Genomic DNA, 16,929 nt, shown 5'->3' on the forward strand with positions numbered 1-16,929 from the left:
TCAGATGGGAACGCGGGTCTGCTGCAGCACCGCGGTCAGCACGGCGTCGACCGACACGCCCTCGAGCAGCGCGTCGGGCCGCAGGCGGATGCGGTGGCGCCACGTGGGCACGAGCATGGCCTGGATGTGGTCGGGGGTGATCGCCGGGTAGCCGCCGAGCCATGCCCACGCCTTGGCCGCCGCCAGCAGCGCGGTCGCCGCTCGCGGGCTCACGCCCAGCTGCACCGACGGGCTCTGCCTGGTCGCCCGGGCGAGGTCGACGATGTACCCGAGCACGTCGTCGGTGACGGCGACGGATGCCACGGCCCGGCGCGCCGCGCGCAGCTGCTCGGCGTCGGCGACGGCCTGCACCTCGCTCAGGGTCTGCGGGTCGAACCCGGCCGCGTGTCGGCGCAGGACGTCCAGCTCGGCGTCGCGCTCGGGCACGGTGACGATGAGCTTGAGCAGGAACCGGTCCAGCTGCGCCTCGGGCAGCGGATACGTGCCCTCGTGCTCGATGGGGTTCTGCGTGGCGGCGACCAGGAACGGGTCGGGCAGGGATCGGGTCACGCCGTCGGCGGTGACCTGGTGCTCCTGCATCGCCTCCAGCAGCGCCGCCTGGGTCTTGGGGGGCGTGCGGTTGATCTCATCGGCCAGCACGATGTTCGTGAAGATCGGTCCCTCGCGGAACTCGAACTCGGCCGTGCGCGCGTCGTAGACGAGCGAGCCCGAGACATCGCCGGGCATCAGGTCCGGTGTGAACTGCACGCGCTTGGTCGAGAGCCCCAGAGCCCGGCTGAACGCCCGCACGAGCAGCGTCTTGGCCACGCCCGGCACGCCCTCCAGCAGCACGTGCCCGCCGGCGAGCAGGGCGATCAGCAGGCCCGTGATCGCGCCGTCCTGCCCGACGACGGCCTGGCCGACCTGCAGGCGCACCCGGTGCAGCACGTCGCGCAGGGCGGCGTCGCCGGACGCGTCGACGGCCGTGTCGGAGGGAGCGGGCGTGGGATCGGTCATGGGCGTGTCCTCCCGGAATCGGTGGATGAGGAGTCGGTCGGGTCGGGCCGCAGCGCCGCGTGGGCGGCGCGCTCCAGGTCGCTCAGCCGGTCGCTGAGCTCGAGCAGGTCGCGTTCGGTGCGGGGTTCGTCGTCGAGCAGGATGCCGCGCACCCGGGTCCGCGGCATCCCGAGCAGGTCCGCCACGGCGTCGGCGATCTCGCCCGCCTCGGCGGTGCGGCCGAGGCCTCGCAGCCGCCCGAGTCGGACGAGCGCCCCCGCGCGCAGGCGCTCGGCGACGTGCGCGACATCGCGGGAACGTGCGTACAGGCGTGCCCGCCCGTCGGTGGTCTCGGTCGCGCGGACGGTGACCGGCAGGTTCTCGGCCACCAGCGGGCCGAAGCGGCGCCCGCGCCAGACGGCGGCGGCGACCCCGGCCAGCAGCAGCAGCACGATCACCGGCGACACCCATCCCGGGGTCAGCTCGCCGAGCGTGGGCGGCTCGACGCCTGGGTCGGCCGTGCTCGGCACGAACCAGATGAGGGTGCGGTGGGCGCCCAGCAGGTTCACTCCCAGAGCCGCGTTGCCGTGCTGGGCCAGCGTCGCGTTCGTGAACAGCTCGGATCCGTCGACCGCGGTCACGCGCGAGCCGGCGACCGTGCGCTGCAGCAGGGCGACATCCTCGCCCGAGCGGTAGCAGGTCTGGACGCCCGTCTGCGTCGGGGCGGTCTGCGTCGGGTTGGACTGCGCGCTGATCGAGTAGAGGGTCGCCGGCACGACAGCGCCGGCGCGGGCGGCGGCATCCACGCTGCATTGCGGGGCGACCGGCCCGTTCGCCCCGTAGCCGGACGGGGCGGCGTCGAACGTCAGCCGCATACCCCGGGCGAGCGGCTGCAGGATCACGACGTCGGCGGCCGCGCCGCTCAACTCGGTGAAGTGCTTGTCGGTCAGCAGCGGGCTGTCGGGCAGCACGAGCGTCGCGTCGGCCTCGCGGCCGCCGGCCCGCCCGGCGTCGGCGAGGGCACCCGCCACCGCGCCGCTGCTGCGGACCACCTCGATCCGGACGCCATGTTCGGCCAGCACCCGGGCAAGCGCCCGGCCGCCGTTCGCCCCGGTGGACTCCGGGTCGAGCATGTCGTGCCTGTTCCACTGCCCGAGGCCGGTCAGCACGGCCCCGGCGACTCCACCGAGGACGACCACCAGGGCGATCGCGACCCACGCGCCGGCTCGTCGGCGGCGTCCGGGCGCGGTGGTGGTGACCGCCTCGACGACGGTCACCGGGCGACCCCGCGGCGCTGTGCAGCCTGACCCGCCGCCTGTCCTGCCGCGTGCCCGGTGGGCCCGTCCGACGCGTCGCCGTCGCCCGCAGGCTCGGCGCCCTGCACGCCGTCGTCGGCGCGCGCGACGGTCGCATAGAGGTCGGCAGTGCCCGGGCGGCGCAGATACCGGACGTCGTCGAACGCGTCGGCTGCGGCATCCACCGCGTCCGCGTGGGCGGGGAACGCGCGGCCCGCAGTGCGCGCGAAGGCGTGCGTGGTCGCGCCCGGCGTGAGGTCGACGGCACCGCGCTCGACGGTGCCGCGGGCCAGGGCTCGGAAGCGCAGGATGACCGCCTCGGCCCAGTCCTGCGCGGTTGCGGCCGAGGCCGCCGCTCGCCGCAGCTCGGCCGCCGAGCGGGTCTCGACGTCGCCGAACAAGTCGGCCGCACGGGTCGTGGTGCGCCGCGCCAGGCGCGAGCGCCCCGACAGCAGCACCGCGACCACGATGAGGGCGACGAGCACGGCGGCCACGCCCACGGCGAGCCACACGGCCCACACCCCCTCGGCGCGGCCGTCGAACATCTGGGCGACGAACTCCTGCACTGCGCGGGCCATCCGGTCGATGGGGGTGGGGTGCGCGGCCGCGTAGGCGGGGTCGCTCAGCTCGTGCTCGGCCCATTGGCGCGCCTGGTCGGGACCGGGGGTGAGGGGCGGGATGTCGTCGACGAGGCGGACGATCACGGGTTCTCCGCATCACCGGGCTGCGCGCCCGGGGCGGTCCACTGCGTCGGCGCCGGCGCGGGGCCGGGGTTCTCGGGCGGCTGCGGTGCGGGACGCCGGGGCCCGGGCTGCTCGGGCTGCTGCATCGGCGCGGCCGGCGGCGGCAGCGGCTGCGCATACGCGGGCTGCGGGACGGGTGCCTGGCCGTACGGCGCGCTGGGATTCGCCGGGCCGCCGGGGTACGCGGGACCGCCGGGATAGGCCGGACCGCCCGGGTACGCCGTGCCGCCTGCGTACGCCCCCGGCGGGTACGGGTACGGGTAGGGGGCCGGCGGGCGCACGAGCACCCGGCCGATGTGCTGCGTGAACGGATCCGGGAGTTCGGTCGCACCCGCGTCCCGCCGCTCGACGTACTGCAGCAGGTCGAGGTCGAGACCCTCGTGCCGCATGCGCGCGTCGATGTACAGCAGGCCGCTGGCCGTGGCCTGCACGACGGCGGCGACGGCCGAGATCAGCAGGCTCACGACCTCGGGCAGGCCGACGACGACCACCGTGGCGATCACGGCCGTCGTGGTCGGGTCGCCGGTGGGCGCGATGAGCGGGCCGAGGATTCCGCCGATCAGGCCGAACGGGATCGCGATCACCTGCGCGACCACGCCGAAGATGACCTGGATGAGCACGATCACGCCCAGGATGGGCCAGAACCGCGTGCGCGTGAGGCGCCACGACCGGGCGATCGCCCCGCGGATGGTGCCGTGCTCGAGGATGATGACCGCCGGAGCCAGCTGCAGCTTGGTCGACAGCCACAGCACGAGCGGGATGGCGGCGAGCACGGCCAGGATCGTCAGTGCGATGCCCGCGACCGGGGCCATCGTCGCCACGGCGATCACGATGCCGGTCACCGCCGCGACCGCGGCGAGCACCGCCACCGCCACGAGCAGCGCGTAGCCGATCAGGCGCCACGCGACCGGGCGCACCTGGCGCCACAGCCCGCTCAGGCGCAGGCGCTCGGCGACGGCCGCATGCGCGACCTCGGTGACCACCACGCCCTGCACGATGATCCCCAGGGCCGCGCCCACCAGTCCCAGCGCGAACGAGACGACGGCGATGATCGCCACCGAACCGGCCAGGATCTGCCGGTAGGCCTCGCTGCCGGCGGGCACGTTGTCCAGGCGCGACATCGACCAGAACCCCACCGCCGCGACGATCGCGATGATGGCGATGAAGCTCACCACCTGCACGACCATGGCGAAGCCCAGCAGCACGCGCGGGTTCTGACGCAGGGCGCTGAACGAGCGTCCCAGCACCGTGCCGAACGAGAGCGGGTGCAGGGGGATGATCCCCGGGCGCGACGCGGGCGTCCAAGAGGGATACGCGGTCACGAAGCCTCCTCGCGCGGGACGGTTCGGTCTTCTATCGTGTCACACCCCTGCGCGGCGCCCACCCTGCACACCGCTTGCTCGGCTACGCTGTAGCAGGCGCACGGGGAATGCGCCACAGTGTTCCGCGCCTGCCGCGGCGGATGAAGGACCAGAACCATTCCGATGACTTCACGAATCCTGGTGGTCGACGACGACACCGCCCTGGCGGAGATGATCGGCATCGTCCTGCGCACGGAGGGGTTCGACACCGCCTTCTGCGCGGACGGTGCGAAGGCCGTCGACGCGTGGCGCACCGAGCGTCCCGACCTCATCCTGCTGGACCTCATGCTTCCCGGCATGGACGGGATCGAGATCTGCACCCGCATCCGCGCGGAATCCGGCATCCCGATCATCATGCTCACTGCCCGCACCGACACCGCCGACGTCGTGCGCGGGCTCGAGTCCGGCGCCGACGACTACATCGTCAAGCCCTTCAACCCGAAAGAGCTCGTGGCGCGCATCCGCACGCGCCTGCGCCCCGGCACGCAGACCGTGGCCGACGTGCTGCGCATCGGCGATCTCGAAGTGGATGTCGCGGCCCACGAGGTGCGTCGCGACGGCAGCTCGATCGCCCTGACGCCGCTGGAGTTCGAGCTGCTGGTGGCGCTGGCCTCGAAGCCGCAGCAGGTGTTCTCGCGCGAGATGCTGCTCGAGCAGGTGTGGGGCTATCACTACAAGGCCGACACCCGGCTGGTGAACGTGCACGTCCAGCGTCTGCGCGCCAAGGTCGAGCGCGACCCCGACAACCCCAAGATCGTCACCACCGTGCGCGGGGTCGGCTACCGCGCCGGTGCCGTGATCTGAGGACGCCATGACCGGCGCTGCGCCCGCCGCATCGTCGCCGCCCCCGTGGCGGGACTGGAGCTGGTGGCGGGCTCGTCTGGAGGACCTCAGCACGCTGTGGCGGCGCTCGCTGCGGTTCCGCACCGTTGCGATCACGCTCGTGCTGACCGCATCGGCGATCATCGTCGCCTGCGTGTGGATGGCCCTGGCGATCCAGAACGACCTGTTCGAGTCGCGCAAGTCGCAGGCCCTGACCGATGCGCGGCGCGCCGTGGACTCCGCCCAGACGACTCTCTACGACGCGGTCGTGCAGGACGACCCGGTGCAGATGCAGAACCTGCTGCGCAGCGTGCAGACCTCGCTGTCGCAGCAGGCGGCGACCGACATGACCCTGGCCGTGCGCATCGACAAGACGCCGTCGCAGACCGCGCCACCCGGGTTCCAGTCGGGCGGGCTCGAAGAGGACATGATCTCGCCGGCGCTGCGCGCGCACGTGCGCGCGCCGAACCAGACCGAGCTGCAGTGGGGACAGTCGATCGCCCTGCCCGGCGACGACGGCGCCACCCGGCCCGGAATCATCGTCGGGCAGAAGATCAACGTCCCCGACGTGGGTCCGTACGAGCTCTATCTCGCGTACGACCTCGACGACGCCGCGCGCACACTGAGCTTCGTGCAGGCGACCCTGTGGATCGTCGGCTCGGCGCTGGTGCTGCTCATCGGCGGCATCGCCTGGTTCACGCTGCGCGCAGTGACCGTGCCGATCCGGCAGGCCGCCGACACGAGCGAGCAGCTCGCCGCCGGCGACCTCGGGGTGCGCCTGACGGTGCACGGCGAGGACGAGCTGGCCACCCTCGGCCGCTCGTTCAACGCGATGGCCGACAGCATCCAGTCCCAGATCACCCAGCTGGCCGAACTCTCGCTCGTCCAGCAGCGGTTCGTCTCGGACGTCTCGCACGAGCTGCGCACGCCGCTGACGACCATCCGGCTGGCCACCGACATGATCAACGACCAGCGTGACGCGTTCGACCCGGCGACCGCGCGCGCCGCCGAGCTGCTGTTCGCGCAGGTGCAGCGCTTCGAAGAGCTGCTCACCGACCTGCTCGAGATCAGCCGCTACGACGCCGGCTCGGTGCAGCTCGAGCTCGAGCCGACGAGCCTCGCGCACCTCGCCGAGGACGTCATGACGGCGATGGAGCAGCTCGCCGTGCAGCACGGCTCGGACGTGCGCCTGGTCGCCCCGGGCGGCTATTCCCTCGTCGAGATGGATCCCCGGCGCATCCGCCGGATCGTGCGCAACCTGCTGGGCAACGCGATCGAGCACGGCGAGGGGCGGCCCATCGTCATCACGGTCGACAGCAACCAGCAGGCGGTCGCCCTGGGCGTGCGCGACTACGGCCTGGGCATGACCGAGGCCGAGAGCGAGCGGGTGTTCGACCGGTTCTGGCGCGCCGATCCGTCGCGCAAGCGCACGATCGGCGGCACCGGGCTCGGGCTGTCGATCGCTCTGGGCGACGCGCGACTGCACCACGGCACGCTCACCGTGTGGTCGTCGCCCGGGCACGGGACCAACTTCGTGCTGACCCTGCCCCGCGGATCGATGCCGCTGACCGAGGGCGCGTCGCCCATCGCCACCGACCCCGGCGACGACACGGCGTCGCTGGACGCGCTCGGCCTCACCCAGCCGATCACGGTCACCGGGCTCGACCGGCCTCGTGCCGGGCGCTCGGGATCCGGCGGTGGCGCCGCCGGCGGCGGGTCCGGCACCCGGGCCGGCACCGGATCCAGCACCGGAGGAGGTGCCTCATGATGGCGCGCACAAGCTCCATGACGCGCAGAAGGATGCCGCGGCCGCTGCGGGTCGCGCTGCTGGCGCTCGCCGCGCTCGTGCTGTCGGCCTGCGCCGGGCTGCCGACCTCGGGGGCCGTGTTCGCGGGGCTCCCTCCGGGCGCGGTCGCGCCGCCGGACTTCTCGTACATCCCGCTCAAGCCGCAGGACGGCGCGACTCCCGAGCAGATCGTGCAGGGGTTCATCGACGCCGGCACCGGCCCCGACGGCAACTGGGCCGTGGCCCAGCTGTACCTGGCGCCGTCGTTCCGCAGCGAGTGGAAGCCGAACGAGGGCACCACGATCGACGACCGCTCGGACCGGACGTACTCGACCAGCGGCGACCACAAGGTCACCCTGACGATCACGCAGCGCGCGACCGTGGACTCCACCGGCGCATACCGGCCTTCGGACGGCGGGCACTCGACCCTGCCGGCGTTCTCGCTGGCCAAGGTCGACGGCGAGTGGCGCATCACGCATGCCCCGAACGGCATCGTGATCGGCGCCGACCAGTTCTCGAGCGTCTACGACCAGTACGACCTGATGTACTTCGACCCGACCTGGCATTACCTCGTGCCAGACGTGCGGTGGTACCCGTCGTACAACGCCGCCACGCGGATCGCGCAGAACCTCATCGACGGCAAGCCCACGCCCTGGCTCGCCGACAGCGTCAAGACGGCGTTCCCCGACAGCATCTCGCTGAACGTGCCGTCCGTGCCGCTCAGCGGCAGCGGCGTCGCGAGGGTCGAGCTGTCGGGCCCCGTGCTGACGCTGGAACCGCAGACGCTCGACCGGATGCAGACGCAGCTGCGGGGGAGCCTGTCGGCCGCGGGGGTGTCGGACGTGTCGATGACCACCTACAGCGGCGCCCAGCTCACCGCGAGCGTCGTGCCGACGACGTCGACCCGCGTCGACACGCGCGCGCTCGTCGACACCGAGAGCGGATTCGGCTTCCTCTCGCCCGGCGACAAGGTCGAACCGGTGCCCACGCTCTCGGACGCGCTGCGAGCCGTGCGGCCTGCGGCGATCGACCTCGCCGCCGACTACCGGTCGGCCGCCGTGCGCACGCAGTCCGGGGTCGTGGCACGGGTCACCGCGCAGGTGGCGCCGCTGGACGTGCGCGCCGGTCTCATCGACCCCGCGATCGACCCCGACGGCATGATCTGGAGCGTGCCCGGCGACGCCCCCGGGGCGCTGGAGGTATTCGGCCCCGACGGCAAGAAGCACGCCGTCAACGCGGGTGCCTGGTCGAACGCCGACCGGATCCGGGCCATGGCGATCTCGCGCGACGGCGCGCGGATCGCAGCGGTGCTCCAGATCGGCGGGCAGGACGTGGTGCAGGTCGCCGGCATCGTGCGCGGTCAGGACGGCGTGCCCGAGCGAGTCGGCGACGCCGTGCAGCTGGGCACGCTGCCGGGCCGCGGCATCGACCTGACGTGGATCGACGACGCCATGCTCGCCACGCTCGCCCACGCCGCCAACGGCAGCGGCACCGTCGTCATCCGCCAGACCGTCGGCGGGCCCGTGTCGGCCTCGACGGCCGCGCCCGACGGCATCACCTCGATCGCCGGCACCGTCGGCACGACGGTGCGGCTGCGCGGTGCCGACGGCTCGCTGTATGCGCAGCGCGGCTCCAACTGGGAACAGGCGGGCAGCGGCATCCGGGTCCTGGCGACGGTCGAGGGGATGCCGCCGCAGGCGCAGACGCAGGGCTGAGCGGCGCCTCCTCCCCAGTGGCCGGCGACCGGGTCCTCGTGCACGGATCCACTTCCGCGCACTCGCGACGGCGTGCGGGGGCGGGATGCTGGGGCGATGCCACGATCGGATCTCGACCTGGTGCGCACCGCGCTCGCCGAAGCCCTGTCGCTCGTGTTCCCCACCGCGTGCGCGGGCTGCGGTGCGCTGGACGTGTCGCTGTGCGACGCCTGCCGCGACCTGCTGCGTCCGCACGTGCTGCGGCGAGAGGTGGCCGGGCTGACGGTGCGCAGCGGCCTGGAGTTCGCCGGGGTGCCGGCACGGGTGCTGCGGGCGCTCAAGGCCGACGGGCGCACGGGCCTGGCGCGCGGCCTCGCCCCGGGCCTCGCCGCCGCCGTGGCCGGGTTCGACGATCCGGGGGCGATCGTCGTGCCGGTGCCGACCTCGCGGGCTGCGATGCGCCGCCGCGGGTACCGTGTGGCGGAGCTGCTCGCCCGCCGTGCGGGGCTGCGGCCGCAGCGCCTGCTCGCCCCTGCCCGCGCGGTGGCCGATCAGCGCGGCCTGCGCCGGGGCGAGCGCGCGGGCAACGTGGCCGGCAGCATGCGGGCCGTCCGGCGGCTGGACGGCTGCCGCGTGCTCATCGTCGACGACGTCGTGACCACCGGCGCGACCCTCGACGAAGCCGCCCGGGAACTGCGCGCCGCCGGTGCCGTGCCGGTCGGCGCGGCGACCGTCGCGGCCACCGCGCGGCGCTTCGCACATGCCGGCGAAGGCATGCTGGACCCGGGGTGATGTGCCCGCAAATGGGTCGTGACATCCTTCGATGCGCCGACTACGGTGGGGGGCACAAGGCGACTGATGGTCCGCCCTTGGCCGGGAGGACCGGAACAAGGAGGTCAGGGATGGAAACCAGCATCGTCGGCGTGGGCGTGAGCGTCTCCGATCGATTCCGCGGCGTGGTGGACGAGAAGGCCCTGCGTATCGCGAACATCGCTCCGCGTGCTCAGAGCCTCGACGTGAAGGTCACACACCGGGCGTACCACAACGGTCGCATGGAGGACTCCACCGTCGAGCTGACCCTCACCGGAAAGGGCCTGCCGATCGTGCGCGCCGAGGCCGTGGACGGCGACAAGTTCGCCGCGCTCGACATCGCCGTCGACAAGCTCGCGGAACAGGTGCGTCGTGCCAAGGAGAAGCGCGTCGACGCCCGCAGGCATCCGCGCGGGGCGAAGCTGGACAAGGGGACGGGCGCCATCAGCGGGGTCGATCTGCAGCCCGCGTCGGTCGACGTGCTGCGCGCGGTCGCGACCGGTGAGATCCCGATCATCACGGGCAACGAGGAGGAAGAGGACTACACGCCCGTGGTCATCCGCACGAAGCGCTTCGACGCCGAGTGGATGACGGTCGAGGATGCCGTGGACCGCATGGAGCTGGTCGGCCACGACTTCTTCCTGTTCATCGACGCGCGCACCGACCACCCGAGCGTCGTGTACCGGCGCAAGGGCTGGGACTACGGCGTGATCTCGCTCACGACGATGGCGCCGCCCGAGGAAGAGCTCGTCTCCTGACGAGGTGTCCGAGAGCCGTCCGCGTGCCGCGCGGGCGGCTCTCGCCGTGTGCGGGCCCGGCTGCGTCCCGCATTCGGATCGCAGGACGTTCTGTCGCGCGGGCCGTGACACGCCGCGATGCGGGATGCCGCGGGCAGATCTTCCTGCGTGCTGATCGCGCCGGCGACCCGGCCGGCCGAACCGGGGGTCAGTCGAAGAAGTCGCCGAGGATGCTGCCGATCACGAGCCCGCCGAGGATGCCGCCGACCGCGTCACCCGCGCCCCCGCGGCTGCCGCCGCCCCAGCCCGGGCCGCCGCCCCAGCCCTGGGCGGACTGCGGACGGGCCGCGTCGATGTCGCGCTGGGCGAGCTGCAGGGCCTCGGCGGCCAGGTACCCGGCGCGCCGCGCGAGGGCCAGGGCCTGCTCGCGCTTGTCCTCGTCCACGGGCCGGGCGCCCAGGTCGGCGTCGGCGCCGACGAGACGCGTGAGCTCTTCGCGGATGCGCTCGGCCTCGGCGTGCCGCGTGCGGGCGTCGGCACCGATCCAGCCGCGGTGGCCGCCGATGATGTCGCGTACGATCGCCAGCTGCCGGTCGGCGTCGTCGATCGCGTTGCGCACCTGATCCGCCCCGGGCAGCGGATGCGCGGCGCGCTCGCGGGCGGCGGCGATCGCGGTGTCCAGCCCGCCGTTCGCTTCGCGCAGCGCGGTCAGCTGCGCGAACGGGTCGGTGTTGACGCCCGCGCCGGGCAGGGCCGCGAGCGCCTTCTCGAGCTGCTCGACGGCGGCGCGCACCTCGGGCGTCTGCGGCGCGGTGCCCGCGGCCACGAGGTCGCCGCGGGAGTCCTCGACGATCGCGCCGAGCGTGGACTCGGCGCGCAGCGCCTCGATCTCGAAGCTCTCCACGGCGTCCAGCAGCGACCGGGCGCGGCGGACGGACTCGGTGGCCGCCTCGAGGGCGACGTTCGCCGGCTCGCGCTGGCCGGACTCGCGCCGCTCGGCGGCGATGCGGGCGCTGTGCTCGGCGAACCCGAGCAGCTGCTCGGCCTCGCCGGGGTTGCCGTCCACGCGGTGCAGGGCGCTGGGCGCGTACCGGGCGGCCAGCCGGCCGACGGTCCCGCGGGCGGGCGCGACCTGTTCGCGCAGAGTCTGGATGTCGCGCTGCACCTGCGCCAGGATCTGCGGCGCCTGCCGGGCGTGGGCGATGCGGTCGGCGAGGGCCGCCGTCCGATCCTCGATCAGGCTCTCGGCCCAGTCGCACAGCTGCACGATGCGCGCGTTGCGGGTGCGCAGCTCTTCGACGGTGTCGGGGATGTCATCGTGGTTGAGCTGGTTCAGCTGGAACGCCTCGCCCAGGTGCTGCTTGACCGCCGAGAGCGCCTCGCGCAGCGGCTGCGTCGCCTCGGCGCCCAGCTCCGCCTCGGCGAAGACGAGCTCGTCGGCGGTGAGCCGCAGCCGCTCGTCGGCGGCGATGAGCGCGGCGTCCGCGCGTCGGGTGAGGTCTGCGTCCTGCTCGGCGATCTGCTCGCGGTTGCGTCGCCCCCAGAATCCGGTCATCCCCGAATCCTATGAGCACACGCTTGCCCCCTGCTGTGCGTCGTGGGGCCTGTCGTGCCCGAGAACGCGGTCACGCGGACGGTCGAGGGGGATCGGCCGTCCGCGTGGGTTCCCCAGACGGGCTATGCCGCGTTGCGGATCACGATGCGCCAGCGCTCGGGGCCCTTCTCGATGAAGGTCGCCGTGTACTGCTCGCCGTACCGCAGCTCGAGCTGGGCCAGCAACGGCATGGGCGCGTGGTTCGCCGAGATGATGAACGCCGCACCGGGCTTGAGAGCGTCGACGGCGCCGAAGATCGCCGCGTGGCGGATCGCGTGCGGGATGGTCTGCACGTCCATCTCGGGCAGATCCTCGTCGACCTCACCGCAGGTGCACGCCGTCGCGGGGTTCTGCTCGACCGCCTCATCGCGCGACCGGTGGATCTCGATGTTCGCCATGCCGGCTCCTGTCCGTTGTGTCCCAACTCCGGCTCGAGTTTATTACACTGGATCCCGTGGAAAATACGTCGGCGGATCCCGCGGCAGAACGACCCCGCATCGCGTCGAGCGGCCGACGTCATTCGGCGACCCGTGAGATGGTGCTGCGGATGGTCGAGGCGCAGTCGTCCCCGGTCTCGACCGCGGCGCTGACGGCCGCCACCGGGCTGCACGAGAACACCATCCGGGGCCACCTCGAGCAGCTGCGCGCCGACGGCTACGTCCAGCGCGAGCACCACCGCACCGAGGGCCGCGGCCGGCCGGCGTGGCTGTGGCGGGCGACGCGCGCCACCCCCGAGAGCCCGTATGCGGGCCTTGCGACCGCCCTCGCCGACTCGCTCGCCCGCTCCAGCGACGACCCGGTCGGTCGCGCCCGCGACGCCGGACGGGCGTGGGGGCTCGAGATCGCCGCCGCCCGTCGCGACGACGCGTCGGGCCGCCAGGCCGTGATCGAGACCATGCGCGAGCAGGGCTTCGCCCCGTACGACACCGGCGACGAGGTGCTGCTGCGACGCTGCCCGCTCATCGAGGCCGCCACGCGGCATCCCGCCATCGTCTGCGCCGTGCATCAAGGCATGATCGACGGGGTCCTGGCCGCGCGCGGCGAAGGCGGCGAGAGCCGGCTGCTGCCGTTCACTGCCCCGGGGGAGTGCACGCTCGAACTGCGAGTGGAACGGTGACGGCCCGACGGCGCCCGTCGTGGCGTCTGGCCTGGATCGTGCCTGCGGGCCTGTCGCTGCTGGCGGGCCTCGATGCCGCCCTGCTGCTGCTCGGGCTGCCGGCGCCGGTGACCACGAGCCGCCTGCCCGAGGTGCACGGCATGCTCATGGTGCTCGGGTTCGTCGGCACCCTGATCGCGCTCGAACGCGCCACGGCACTCGGCCGCTGGTACGGATTCGCCGCCCCCGCGCTGCTCGGCGCCGGCGGCATCGCACTGCTGGCCGACCCGGTGCCGCTGATCGTCGCCAAGGCGATCCTGGTGGGCGGCACCGCCGCGTTCACGCTCCTGTACATCCCGCTGTGGCGGCGGCAGTACGACGCGGCCCTGCTCACGCAGCTGCTCGGCGCCGCCGTCGGCTGCGCCGGCGCCGTGATCTGGCTCGGCCAGGCGACTCTGGATCAGACGCTGCCGTGGCTGATCGGCTTCGTGGTGCTCACGATCGCCGCCGAACGCGTCGAGCTCGCCCGCATCACGATGGGCCCGCACGCCGGCACCCGGCTGCTCGTGCACGCGTGGACGATCGTCATCGCTCTGCTGATCGGGGTCGCGTTCCCGGATGCCGGGGCCGTCGCGCTGGGGCTGGCCCTGGCCGCGCTCGTGGCCTGGCTCATCGGGCACGACGTCGCCCGCCGCACGATCCGCGCCGCCGGGGCGGCCCGATACATGGCCGCCTGCATCCTGACCGGCTACGTCTGGCTGGGGGTGGCCGCCGTCGCGCTGCTGTTCGGCGATCCCGTCGACCAGCCCGCGTACGACGCCGTCGTGCACGCGGTGTTCCTCGGCTACACGATCTCGATGATCATGGCGCACGCCACGACGATCCTGCCCGCCGTGCTGCACATCACGCTGCCGTACCGGGCCGCGTTCTGGGTGCCCGCGGCGATCCTGCAGCTGAGTCTGATCGTTCGGCTGTGGGTCGGCGACGGACTCGCCCAGCCGCTCGGCTGGCAGATCGGCGGCGTGCTGGGCGTGATCGCGCTGCTGCTGTTCGTGATCGTCGCGGTCACCAGCGCCGTGCTCGGCCCGCCCCGCACGCGGGTGGATGCCGCGGCCCGGCCGGCTGCGGCATCCAGCCCCGCTCCCACCCGAATCCATAGGGACTCGGCGAATCAACACCCCATAGGGCATGGACTCGCCGAATCCATAGGGATTCGGGAACCGAAGACGCCGGACGCACCCCGAGGAGACCAATGAACGCGGCCCGTCCCGCACTCGACCAGAAGGCGCCGAACCGGGGCTTCTGGGTGCTGCGCGACATCCCGACGCTCGTGTGGCTGATCCTGGTCGCGCTCGCGGTCGTATTCCATCGGTGGCTGCCGGTGCCGACCTGGCTCATGCTGCATCTGCTGCTGCTGGGCGCGGTCACGCACGCGATCCTGGTGTGGAGCCAGTACTTCTCCTACGCGTTGCTGCGCACGGCGGCCACGGTCGCCGATCGGCGACGCCAGTCGTGGCGGCTCGGCCTGGCCAACGGGGGAGCCGCCGTGGTCATCGCGGGCGTCACGACCCAGGTCTGGGCGGTCACGATCGTGGGGGCGGCGTCCCTGATCGCCGGCGTGATCTGGCACGGCGCGAGCCTGTACGCCCGCTCGCGCCGCAGTCTGCCCGGCCGGTTCGGGCGCACGATCCGCTACTACATCGCCGCCGCCGCGATACTGCCGATCGGGGCGGCGCTGGGCGCCTGGCTCGCCCACGACAACAGCGCCGGCACGCTCGTGCTCGCGCACGCGATCCTGAACGTGCTCGGATGGATCGGCCTGACCGTGGCCGGCACGCTCGTGACGCTGTGGCCGACGATCCTGCGCACGCGCGCCGACGAGAACGCCGCACAGAGCGCGGCTCGGGCCCTGCCCGTGCTGGCCGGCGGTGTGCTGCTGGCCGCCGCGGGCGCCGCCGGCGGCTGGCTGCCGGGGCTCGCCCTGGGACTGCTCGCCTATGCCACCGGGCTCGGCATCATCGCCGTGTCGCTGTGGCGCGCGGCCCGCAGCGCCCCACCGCACACGTTCGCAGCCCTGTCGGTGGGCATGGCGTTCGTGTGGTGGGCCGGGTGCGTCGCCGCGCTCGTCATCGCGGCGTTCGTCGGCATCGCCGACGGCTCGGGCTTCACTCGGGTGCAGGATGCCGTGGACTCGGTCGTCCCGTTCCTCGCGGCCGGATTCGCAGCCCAGGTTCTCGTCGGCGCGCTCAGCTACCTGATTCCGGTCGTACTCGGCGGCGGGCCGACCCCGGTGCGCGTCGGCACGGCCGCTTTCGACCGCGCCGGAGCGCTGCGGATCGCGACCGCCAACGCCGCCCTGCTGGTGTGCGCGCTGCCGGTGTCGAGCCTGATGCGGGTCGTGGCATCCCTCATGTATTTCGTCGCGATGGCGTCGTTCCTGTATCTGATGCTCGTCGCGATGCGGGCGCAGGGCGCCGCCAAGCGCTCGGGCGCGGCTCTGGCCGAGACGAAGGCCTCGATCGCGTCGGGCGACCGGCCGCACGGCCCGATCGTGCCGGAAGGCGTCAAGCCGCACCGGGCAGGGCAGGCCGTGGCGGGACTGCTCGCCGTCGTGCTCGCCGTCGCGGTGACCGCGGCGATCGACCCGGTCTCGATGGGGTGGGGCGCGCCGGTGGCGGCGCCCACGGACGCCCCGGTGCAGGTCGTGAAGGTGACCGCGGCGAACTACCGGTACTCGCCGAGCACGATCACCGTGCCGGCGGGAACGCACCTGAAGATCGAGCTGACCAACACCGACCCGTCGATGGTGCACGACCTGGTGTTCGGGAACGGCGTCGCGGGCTCCCGCCTGTCGCCCGGGCAGAGCGAGACGATCGACGTCGGCGTGATCACCGGCACGCTCGACGGCTGGTGCTCGATCGTCGGGCACCGGCAGCTCGGCATGGTCATGACGGTCAAGACGTCGGGGACGGCGGCGGCCGCCACTCCCACGCCGACGGCGACCATGCCGGGGACGGACATGCCGGGCATGCCGGGCATGGACCACGGATCGAGCGGCGCGAACGGCGGCATCGATCTGAGCGCCGACCCCGGCCCCGGATTCCGCCCGTACGACGCGCAGCTGAAGCCTCTGCCCCCGGCATCCGGACCCGTCACCCGCCGGGTCACACTGGACATCACCGACAAGAAGACCGAGGTCGCCCCCGGCGTCACGCAGACGCTCTGGGTGTACAACGGCACCGCGCCCGGGCCCGTGCTGCACGGACGGGTGGGCGACACCTTCGTCGTCACGCTCGTCAACAACGGCAGCATGGGGCATTCGATCGACTTCCATGCGGGTTCGGTCGCGCCCGACAAGCCGATGCGCACGATCGCACCCGGCCAGAGCCTGACCTATACGTTCACGGCGACCCGGTCGGGCATCTGGATGTACCACTGCTCGACCATGCCGATGACCGCGCACATCGCCAATGGCATGTACGGCGCGGTCGTGATCGAGCCGCCCGGGCTGCCGGCCGTCGCGACCTCGTACGTGATCGTGCAGTCGGAGTTCTACCTCGGCGCGCACGACGGCGGCGAGGTCGACACGACCAAGGTCGAGGAGGAGAAGCCCGACCTGGTCGTGTTCAACGGCTATGCGAATCAGTACGACCATGCGCCGCTGACGGCGAAGGTGGGCGAGCGCGTGCGCGTGTGGGTGCTGGATGCCGGGATCGACCGGTCGACGAGCTTCCATGTCGTGGGCGGCCAGTTCGACACGGTGTGGAGCGAGGGCCGGTATCTGATCGACCGTTCGCGCGATTCGGGGTCGCAGGCGCTCGGGCTCATGCCCGCGCAGGGCGGGTTCGTCGAGCTGACCTTCCCCGAGGCCGGGCACTACCCGTTCGTGTCGCACTTCATGGTCGACGCCGAGCGCGGCGCCCACGGGGTGTTCGACGTGACGAAGTAGGCGTCTGCCTGCGGCATCCCACGTCATTCGGTCGGCGCGATTTTCGGGTCTTTCGCGTCTGCGACCG

The 16,929-nt window shown here is 73.0% G+C and carries 14 protein-coding genes; 8 read left to right on the forward strand and 6 right to left on the reverse strand.

Going from position 1 to position 16,929, the window contains the following annotated elements:
• The 4 genes from AC3RX0_RS01895 to AC3RX0_RS01910 are packed head-to-tail and all read right to left on the reverse strand — an operon-like array spanning position 1 to position 4,335.
• Positions 1–996 (reverse strand): AAA family ATPase, encoded by a 996-nt coding sequence (locus AC3RX0_RS01895; RefSeq protein ID WP_491504250.1) that lies wholly within the window; start codon positions 994–996, stop codon positions 1–3.
• Positions 993–2,252: a DUF4350 domain-containing protein gene (locus AC3RX0_RS01900; RefSeq protein WP_491504251.1), complete on the reverse strand. Its 1,260-nt coding sequence runs from the start codon at positions 2,250–2,252 to the stop codon at positions 993–995. Before AC3RX0_RS01900 ends, AC3RX0_RS01895 begins: the two co-directional genes overlap by 4 nt.
• Positions 2,249–2,974 (reverse strand): DUF4129 domain-containing protein, encoded by a 726-nt coding sequence (locus AC3RX0_RS01905; protein WP_491504252.1) that lies wholly within the window; start codon positions 2,972–2,974, stop codon positions 2,249–2,251. Before AC3RX0_RS01905 ends, AC3RX0_RS01900 begins: the two co-directional genes overlap by 4 nt.
• Entirely contained in the window at positions 2,971–4,335 is a 1,365-nt protein-coding gene (locus AC3RX0_RS01910; RefSeq protein WP_491504253.1) for a DUF7847 domain-containing protein, read from the reverse strand. The genes AC3RX0_RS01905 and AC3RX0_RS01910 overlap by 4 nt, the downstream gene beginning before the upstream one ends.
• Before the next feature lie 162 nt (positions 4,336–4,497).
• Here AC3RX0_RS01910 and mtrA point away from each other — a divergent pair, with 162 nt between their 5' ends.
• From mtrA to hpf, 5 genes are all read left to right on the forward strand, one after another.
• Positions 4,498–5,178 (forward strand): MtrAB system response regulator MtrA, encoded by a 681-nt coding sequence (gene mtrA, locus AC3RX0_RS01915; RefSeq protein WP_491504254.1) that lies wholly within the window; start codon positions 4,498–4,500, stop codon positions 5,176–5,178.
• A gap of 7 nt (positions 5,179–5,185) precedes the next feature.
• Positions 5,186–6,964 (forward strand): MtrAB system histidine kinase MtrB, encoded by a 1,779-nt coding sequence (mtrB, locus tag AC3RX0_RS01920; RefSeq protein WP_491504255.1) that lies wholly within the window; start codon positions 5,186–5,188, stop codon positions 6,962–6,964.
• On the forward strand, positions 6,961–8,697 hold the full coding sequence (locus AC3RX0_RS01925) for an LpqB family beta-propeller domain-containing protein (protein WP_491504256.1): 1,737 nt from the start codon (positions 6,961–6,963) through the stop codon (positions 8,695–8,697). The genes mtrB and AC3RX0_RS01925 overlap by 4 nt, the downstream gene beginning before the upstream one ends.
• Before the next feature lie 96 nt (positions 8,698–8,793).
• On the forward strand, positions 8,794–9,468 hold the full coding sequence (locus tag AC3RX0_RS01930; RefSeq protein ID WP_491504257.1) for a ComF family protein: 675 nt from the start codon (positions 8,794–8,796) through the stop codon (positions 9,466–9,468).
• A gap of 110 nt (positions 9,469–9,578) precedes the next feature.
• Positions 9,579–10,244 carry a ribosome hibernation-promoting factor, HPF/YfiA family gene (gene hpf, locus AC3RX0_RS01935; protein WP_491504258.1) on the forward strand — a complete coding sequence of 222 codons (666 nt, stop codon included), beginning with the start codon at positions 9,579–9,581 and terminating at the stop codon, positions 10,242–10,244.
• A 187-nt stretch (positions 10,245–10,431) separates the two neighbouring features.
• Here hpf and AC3RX0_RS01940 read toward each other — a convergent pair whose 3' ends face one another.
• Complete coding sequence (locus AC3RX0_RS01940; protein ID WP_491504259.1) at positions 10,432–11,778, reverse strand: hypothetical protein; 1,347 nt, start codon at positions 11,776–11,778, stop codon at positions 10,432–10,434.
• A 122-nt stretch (positions 11,779–11,900) separates the two neighbouring features.
• Positions 11,901–12,215 (reverse strand): DUF2249 domain-containing protein, encoded by a 315-nt coding sequence (locus tag AC3RX0_RS01945; protein WP_491504260.1) that lies wholly within the window; start codon positions 12,213–12,215, stop codon positions 11,901–11,903.
• A gap of 56 nt (positions 12,216–12,271) precedes the next feature.
• Between AC3RX0_RS01945 and AC3RX0_RS01950 the strand changes: the two genes are divergently transcribed.
• From AC3RX0_RS01950 to AC3RX0_RS01960, 3 genes are read left to right on the forward strand one after another with little or no spacing between them, the layout of a single operon-like run.
• On the forward strand, positions 12,272–12,934 hold the full coding sequence (locus AC3RX0_RS01950) for a helix-turn-helix transcriptional regulator (RefSeq protein WP_498165845.1): 663 nt from the start codon (positions 12,272–12,274) through the stop codon (positions 12,932–12,934).
• Complete coding sequence (locus tag AC3RX0_RS01955) at positions 12,931–14,169, forward strand: DUF8744 domain-containing protein (RefSeq protein ID WP_491504262.1); 1,239 nt, start codon at positions 12,931–12,933, stop codon at positions 14,167–14,169. Before AC3RX0_RS01950 ends, AC3RX0_RS01955 begins: the two co-directional genes overlap by 4 nt.
• A complete protein-coding gene (locus tag AC3RX0_RS01960; RefSeq protein ID WP_491504263.1) occupies positions 14,166–16,862 on the forward strand; it encodes a multicopper oxidase domain-containing protein in 2,697 nt (898 codons plus the stop codon). The genes AC3RX0_RS01955 and AC3RX0_RS01960 overlap by 4 nt, the downstream gene beginning before the upstream one ends.
• Positions 16,863–16,929: the final 67 nt, after the last annotated feature.

The sequence above is a fragment of the Microbacterium sp. W1-4-2 genome (genome assembly GCF_058349885.2).